The 6,507-nt window shown below is 60.4% G+C and carries 6 protein-coding genes; all 6 read left to right on the plus strand.

The genetic code is table 11. The features are described 5' to 3' along the window. Positions 1 to 1,251: methionine--tRNA ligase subunit beta (gene metG / locus ADK28_RS22000; RefSeq protein ID WP_048796655.1), on the plus strand; the 1,251-nt coding region annotated here is incomplete at its 5' end. A 224-nt stretch (positions 1,252 to 1,475) separates the two neighbouring features. Further along, positions 1,476 to 2,543, plus strand: a complete 1,068-nt coding sequence (locus tag ADK28_RS22005; RefSeq protein WP_048796656.1) for a sugar ABC transporter substrate-binding protein — start codon at positions 1,476 to 1,478, stop codon at positions 2,541 to 2,543. A 131-nt stretch (positions 2,544 to 2,674) separates the two neighbouring features. Continuing rightward, positions 2,675 to 3,889 carry an MFS transporter gene (locus ADK28_RS22010; protein ID WP_048796657.1) on the plus strand — a complete coding sequence of 405 codons (1,215 nt, stop codon included), beginning with the start codon at positions 2,675 to 2,677 and terminating at the stop codon, positions 3,887 to 3,889. A gap of 138 nt (positions 3,890 to 4,027) precedes the next feature. Continuing rightward, positions 4,028 to 4,435 carry a CidA/LrgA family protein gene (locus tag ADK28_RS22015; protein WP_048796658.1) on the plus strand — a complete coding sequence of 136 codons (408 nt, stop codon included), beginning with the start codon at positions 4,028 to 4,030 and terminating at the stop codon, positions 4,433 to 4,435. Beyond that, on the plus strand, positions 4,432 to 5,127 hold the full coding sequence (locus tag ADK28_RS22020) for a CidB/LrgB family autolysis modulator (RefSeq protein ID WP_016928446.1): 696 nt from the start codon (positions 4,432 to 4,434) through the stop codon (positions 5,125 to 5,127). Before ADK28_RS22015 ends, ADK28_RS22020 begins: the two co-directional genes overlap by 4 nt. A 145-nt stretch (positions 5,128 to 5,272) precedes the next feature. Beyond that, positions 5,273 to 6,157, plus strand: a complete 885-nt coding sequence (gene cdd / locus ADK28_RS22025) for a cytidine deaminase (protein WP_048796659.1) — start codon at positions 5,273 to 5,275, stop codon at positions 6,155 to 6,157. Positions 6,158 to 6,507: the final 350 nt, after the last annotated feature.

The following is a 6,507-nucleotide window of genomic DNA, read 5'->3' on the forward strand; positions in this document are numbered from 1 at the left end:
GGCTACATGGGTTCCTTCAAGAACCTGTGCGACAAGCGCGGCGATCTGGACTTCGACGAGTTCTGGCGCAAAGACGCCACCACCGAGCTGTATCACTTTATCGGCAAGGACATCGTCTACTTCCACAGCCTGTTCTGGCCGGCGATGCTGGAAGGCAGCAATTTCCGCAAACCGACCAACCTGTTCGTGCACGGCTACGTGACGGTGAACGGCGCCAAGATGTCCAAATCGCGCGGCACCTTCATCAAGGCCGGCACCTACCTGCAGCATCTGGACGCCGACTGCCTGCGTTATTACTACGCCGCCAAGCTCTCTTCACGCATTGATGACATCGATCTCAATCTGGAAGACTTCGTGCAGCGCGTGAACGCCGACATCGTCAACAAGGTGGTGAACCTGGCGTCACGCAACGCCGGCTTTATCAACAAGCGCTTCGGCGGCAAGCTGGCCGACAGCCTGGCCGATCCGGCGCTGTACCAGACCTTCGTCGACGCGGCGCAGAGCATCGCCGAAGCCTACGCCGGCCGCGAGTTCAACCGCGCGATCCGCGAAATCATGGCGCTGGCCGATCTGGCCAACCGTTACGTGGATGAGCAGGCGCCGTGGGTGGTGGCGAAAGAAGAAGGCCGCGATGCCGATCTGCAGGCCATCTGCTCGATGGGCATTAACCTGTTCCGCGTGCTGATGACTTACCTGAAGCCGGTGCTGCCTTCGCTGACCGAGCGCGCCGAAGCGTTCCTCAACGCCGAGCTGAGCTGGGACGCGATCCCGCAACCGCTGCTGGGCCATCAGGTGAACGCGTTCAAAGCGCTGTTCAACCGCATCGATCTGGACAAGGTCAGCGAAATGGTCAACGCCTCGAAGGAAGACATGGCCGCCGCTAAACCGGTGACCGGTCCATTGGCCGATGATCCCATTCAGGAAACCATCACCTTCGACGACTTCGCCAAGGTGGACATGCGCATCGCCCTGATCAAGAGCGCCGACTTTGTCGAAGGCTCCGACAAACTGCTGAAACTGCAGTTGGACCTGGGCGGTGAATCGCGCCAGATCTTCTCCGGCATCCGCTCCGCTTACCCGGATCCGAAAGCGCTGGAAGGCCGCCTGACCATCATGGTCGCCAACCTGGCGCCGCGCAAAATGCGCTTCGGCATTTCAGAAGGCATGGTGATGGCGGCAGGCCCCGGTGGGAAAGAGATCTTCCTGCTGAGCCCGGACAGCGGCGCGCAGCCTGGCATGCAGGTCAAGTAATCGCGCAGATGCGTGGCATAGGGAGGGTCGAGCTTGCTCGGCCCTTTTTTTATGCCCCAATCCCCACGTTATAAGCATGAAGAAAAAGTCATAACCGCCCTGATTCCCCTGCTCGCCGCATCCGGCTATGATGCTCCGAAACCCAGAATAGACGTCCAGACAGAAAGACTGCTATAACAGACCTTCACCGGGATCGTTTCCCTGCTTTTTTGGAGCCTATAATAATGAAAAACCTCAAGACTTCGCTGCTCGCCCTCAGTCTGCTGGCCGCCCTGCCGCTGCAGGCGGCGGAAAACGCCGCCGTGCCGGCCGCCATCGCTCAACATCAGGGGCCGGTGCGCATCGCGGTGATCCGCAACCTCGGATCCGACGACAACACCACGCAATTTTTGGCGGGCGCCATTCAGGAAGGGCGCAAGCTGGGCTTCAAGGTGGACACCTTCCTCAGCAACGGCGACGATGCGCGCTTCCAGGACTTCGTCAACCAGGCTATCAGCCAGAAATATGACGGCATTATTCTCTCGCAGGGGCGAGCCCCCTATTCCACCGACCTGGTTAAACGCATCGCGGCGGCCGGCATCGCCGTCGCGGCGTTCGATACCGACGTCGGCGGCCACGTTCCCGGCGTCACCGTCTCGCAGCAGGACGACGCTTCGCTGGCTAACGCCTCGTTCGGCCAGTTGGTGAAGGATTTCAACGGCCAGGCCAACATCATCAAACTCTGGGTAGCAGGCTTCCCGCCGATGGAGCGCCGCCAGGCCGCCTATCAGCAGTTGCTGAAACAGCATCCGGGCATTCACGAGCTGGAATCGATTGGCGCGGTTTCATCCGACGTGCAGGGCGATACCGCCAATAAAGTGGGTGCGGTGCTGGCGAAATACCCGAAAGGCAAGATTGACGCCATCTGGGGCACCTGGGACGCTTTCACCCAGGGCGCTTACAAGGCGCTGAAAGAGAACGGCCGCACCGAAATCAAACTGTACAGCATCGACATCTCCAACCAGGACTTGCAGCTGATGCGCGAAGCCGGCAGCCCATGGCAGGTCAGCGTGGCGGTGGATCCGAAGCTGATCGGCGCGGTCAACCTGCGCCTGGTGGCCAACAAGATCGCCGGGGAAAGCACGCCGGACAGCTATCAATTCAAAGCGGCGGTCATTCCGCAGGCGCTGCTGCTGGCGCAGCCGGGGCCGGTCAACGTCGCCGGGCTGGCGAAGATCATCCCCGGCTGGGGCACCAGCAGCGATTTCGTTCAGCCGTGGTTCGCCACGCTGCAGGCCGAACACGGTAAATAATGCTGTTTTTGACGAGGCTGCCGACGCAGCCTCTGTTTTTAAACTAATTATCGGCTTTCCCCTTCCGTCCTCGCCAAAATACGCTATGTTATCTGCATCGCCCAATAACTGTATGCATAAACAGGCTTCGAATGAAGGGATTCCCCTCGCTGATTAACATGCTGCTGGCCAGTTCGCTGGTGTTGACCATCGGCCGCGGCGTGACGCTGCCGTTCATCACCATCTACCTCACCGAGCATTTCCATCTGCTGCCGAAGAGCGTGGGCGTGATCCTGGGCGTCAGCCTGACCCTCGGCATCCTTGCCAGCCTGTACGGCGGCTATCTGGTGGACAAATTCAGCAAAAACCGCCTGATCCTGCTGTCGATTGTATTGTTTGCGCTGAGCTTTTTCGCCATTCCCTGGATCCCGCGCCCCGGCGGCGTGATCGTGGTGCTGGCCATCTTGCATACCTGTTATTCGGTGCTAAGCATCACCATTAAGGCCTGTTTCGCCGACGGGTTGCCGGTTGAGCAGCGCATCAAGGCTTTTTCCATCAACTACACGCTGGTCAACGTCGGCTGGGCGATCGGTTCTGCGCTCGGCGTTCTGGTGGCCGGGCTTAGCCCGCTGCTGCCGTTTTATCTGTCGGGCGGATTGGCGCTGGCGACGGTGGCGGCGCTAAGCCTGCGCTTGCGCGGCCGGCAACAGCGCGCAACGCCAGCCGCCGCCGCACCGGCCGCGCTCCCCAACTTCCGCCAGACGCTGACTATCCTGCGGAGCGATCGGCGGCTGATCTACTTCACCCTCGGCAGCACCCTGGGCGCCGTGGTGTTCGGTCAGTTCACCGGCTATCTGTCGCAGTATCTGATCACCGTCTCCAGCGCCGAGTTCGCCTACAAAATCATCGGGCTGGTGATGATCGTCAACGCCAGCATCGTCATCGCCCTGCAATACCTGCTCAGCCGCGGCATGCGCCAGGAAAACATGCTGCGCTGGCTGGTGCTGGGCACGCTGTTTTTCATCGTCGGGCTGCTCGGTTTCATGGCGGCCGGCCAGGCGGTCTGGCTATGGCTGGCGGCGATGGCGGTGTTTACCCTCGGCGAAATCATCGTTATCCCGGTGGAATACATGTTTATCGACTTTATCGCGCCGCCGCACCTGAAAGGCAGCTACTATGGGGTACAAAACCTCAGCGCGCTGGGCGGCGCCATCAACCCGGTGCTGTGCGGGGTGCTGCTCAGCTATGCCGCGCCGCCGTTGATGTTCGTGATGCTGATCGCCGCCGCCCTGCTCAGCCTGCTGTTTTTCTTCCTCGGCCACCGGCTGGCAGAACACGCGGCGGCGGCGGCCGAAGACGTACGCTGATCCCGCAGGCAGCGGCCAATACGGGCTGTCAACCCGCCGCTCGGGCATAGCACCCATAGCGAGAATTCATGGTGCGATCTGTGGCATGGCTCACAGTTTAATTGTATGATGAATACATCAGTTAAACGGGAAAAGACAATGGCCAACGTGCTCACACTGTGCTGGAAATACCTAAGGGCCCTGCTCCTCATCTACCTGTGTCTGTGCGTCGGCAACGCGGTGGCGGCGCTGCTGCCGTTTGCCATTCCCAGCAGCATCATCGGCATGCTGCTGCTGTTCGCCCTGCTCTCAACTCAGATTATGCCGGCCAAATGGGTTAAACCCGGCTGCCATTTGCTGATCCGCTATATGGTGCTGCTGTTCGTGCCGATCGGCGTCGGGGTGATGAAATACTACGACCAGATCGTCGCGCATCTGGGCCCGCTGGTTATCTCTTGCCTCATCAGCACGCTGATGGTGCTGGTGGTGGTCGGCTATACCTCACACTATTTTCATCGCGAGCGCCGCATCGCCGGCAAGCCCGACGACACGGAGGGCAACTCATGATCCACGAAATCTGGTGGTCGCTGCCGCTGACGCTGGCGGTCTATTTCGGCGCGCGCTGGCTGGCGCGCAAGCTGAATATGCCGCTGCTCAACCCGCTGCTGGTGTCCATGGCGGTGATCATCCCGCTGCTGCTGCTCACCGGCATTCCCTATGAGCGCTACTTTCAGGGCAGCAAAATCCTCAACGATCTGCTGCAGCCGGCGGTCGTCGCGCTGGCCTTCCCGCTCTATGAGCAGCTGCACCAAATCCGCGCACGCTGGAAGTCGATTATCACGGTGTGCTTCATCGGCAGCCTGACCGCCATGATCAGCGGCGGCGCCATCGCCCTGTGGTTGGGCGCCACGCCGGAAATCGCCGCCTCTATCTTGCCGAAATCGGTCACTACGCCGATCGCGATGGCCGTCGCGGACTCGCTCGGCGGCATTCCGGCGATCAGCGCGGTTTGCGTTATTTTCGTCGGCATCCTCGGCGCCGTGTTCGGCCACACGCTGTTCAACCTGTTGAAAATCACCACCCCCTCGGCGCGTGGCCTGGCGATGGGCACGGCTTCCCACGCGCTGGGCACCGCGCGCTGCGCGGAGATGGACTATCAGGAGGGCGCCTTCGGCTCGCTGGCGTTGGTCATCTGCGGCATCATCACCTCGCTGCTGGCGCCGTTTGTGTTTCCGGTGCTGCTGCATCTGTTCGGTTGATCAGGGTGAAACTTGCGATACATCTCGCATTTATGTATTTAATTGCATTAATTTCATTAATTAAGAGACATTAATCACACTTTAATGTCTCTGGCCTGCCTAGAATGTTATCCCGTTATCCCGTTAACCCGTAGAGAGACTTTCTATGCATCCGCGTTTTCACACCGCTTTCAGCGCACTGCCCGCGACACTGCAATCCGCCCTGCAGCCCTATCTGGACGCGTCCGACTTTCCGGCGATGTTCACGGCCGAGCAAGCGGCGGCGATCCGCTCAGGCTGCGGGTTGGACGATGACGCGCTGGCATTCGCGCTGCTGCCGCTGGCGGCGGCCTGCTCGTTAACCCCGATATCGCATTTCCACGTCGGCGCCATCGCGCGCGGGCAAAGCGGCAATCTCTATTTCGGCGCCAATATGGAATTCAGCGGCGCGCCGCTGCAGCAATCCGTGCATGCGGAACAAAGCGCAGTGACTCACGCCTGGCTGCGCGGCGAAAAAGCGCTGGCCTCGATCACCGTCAACTATACGCCGTGCGGCCACTGCCGCCAGTTTATGAATGAGCTGAACAGCGGCGGCGCGCTGCAAATCCGTTTGCCTGGCCGCGCGCCGGCCACGCTGGCGGACTATCTGCCGGACGCCTTCGGCCCGAAAGATCTGGATGTCGCTTCACTGCTGATGGACGAGGTCAATCACGGGCATCAACTGCCGCTGAACGATGCGCTGACGCAAGCGGCGCTGGCGGCGGCCAACCGGAGCCACGCGCCGTACAGCAACGCCCACAGCGGCGTGGCGCTGGAAACGGCAGACGGCAATATCTACGCCGGCCGCTATGCGGAAAACGCCGCTTTTAACCCGAGCCTGCCGCCGCTGCAGGCCGCGCTGATCCTGCTGAACCTCTCCGGCGGCGACTGCCGGGCTATCCGTCGCGCCGTCCTGGCCGAACCGCAGGACGCGAGCATCAGCCAATGGGACGCCACCCGCGCCACCCTGACGGCGCTGGGTTGCCAAAACGTCAGCCGCGCCGCTTTCTAAACGCGCCACGGCGGGGCCATCCGGTTCCGCCGTTAACAGCCCCGCCCGCCAAATACAATGCCCCGACGCCGCCAGAGACACTTTCTTTAGTTAAAAAATCATTTGATTGTCGATAATTACGCCAACCTGGTTCATCATCGGGCAACAAATGCTGTACATCTTCTCTTTATCTTTTAGGATCGTCGGCAATACAGTTATCTGATACGTGAAGAGTAAAACTGATGGAACTAGAATACGAAAGCAAACGCCCGCTCTACATCCCTTACGCCGGCCCGATTCTGCTGGAATTTCCGCTGCTGAACAAAGGCAGCGCTTTCACCGAGGAAGAACGTAGCCACTTTAACCTGCAC

It is taken from the genome of Serratia sp. 506_PEND (assembly GCF_001076875.1).
In the GTDB taxonomy this organism is placed as follows: domain Bacteria; phylum Pseudomonadota; class Gammaproteobacteria; order Enterobacterales; family Enterobacteriaceae; genus Serratia; species Serratia marcescens.

Bases quoted from the DNA above. Each gene is read 5' to 3' on its own strand.
- ADK28_RS22005 (WP_048796656.1), top strand. From the start codon at position 1,476: ATGAAAAACCTCAAGACTTCGCTGCTCGCCCTCAGTCTGCTGGCCGCC.
- ADK28_RS22015 (WP_048796658.1), top strand. From the start codon at position 4,028: ATGGCCAACGTGCTCACACTGTGCTGGAAATACCTAAGGGCCCTGCTC.
- ADK28_RS22010 (WP_048796657.1), top strand. From the start codon at position 2,675: ATGAAGGGATTCCCCTCGCTGATTAACATGCTGCTGGCCAGTTCGCTG.
- cdd (WP_048796659.1), top strand. From the start codon at position 5,273: ATGCATCCGCGTTTTCACACCGCTTTCAGCGCACTGCCCGCGACACTG.
- ADK28_RS22020 (WP_016928446.1), top strand. From the start codon at position 4,432: ATGATCCACGAAATCTGGTGGTCGCTGCCGCTGACGCTGGCGGTCTAT.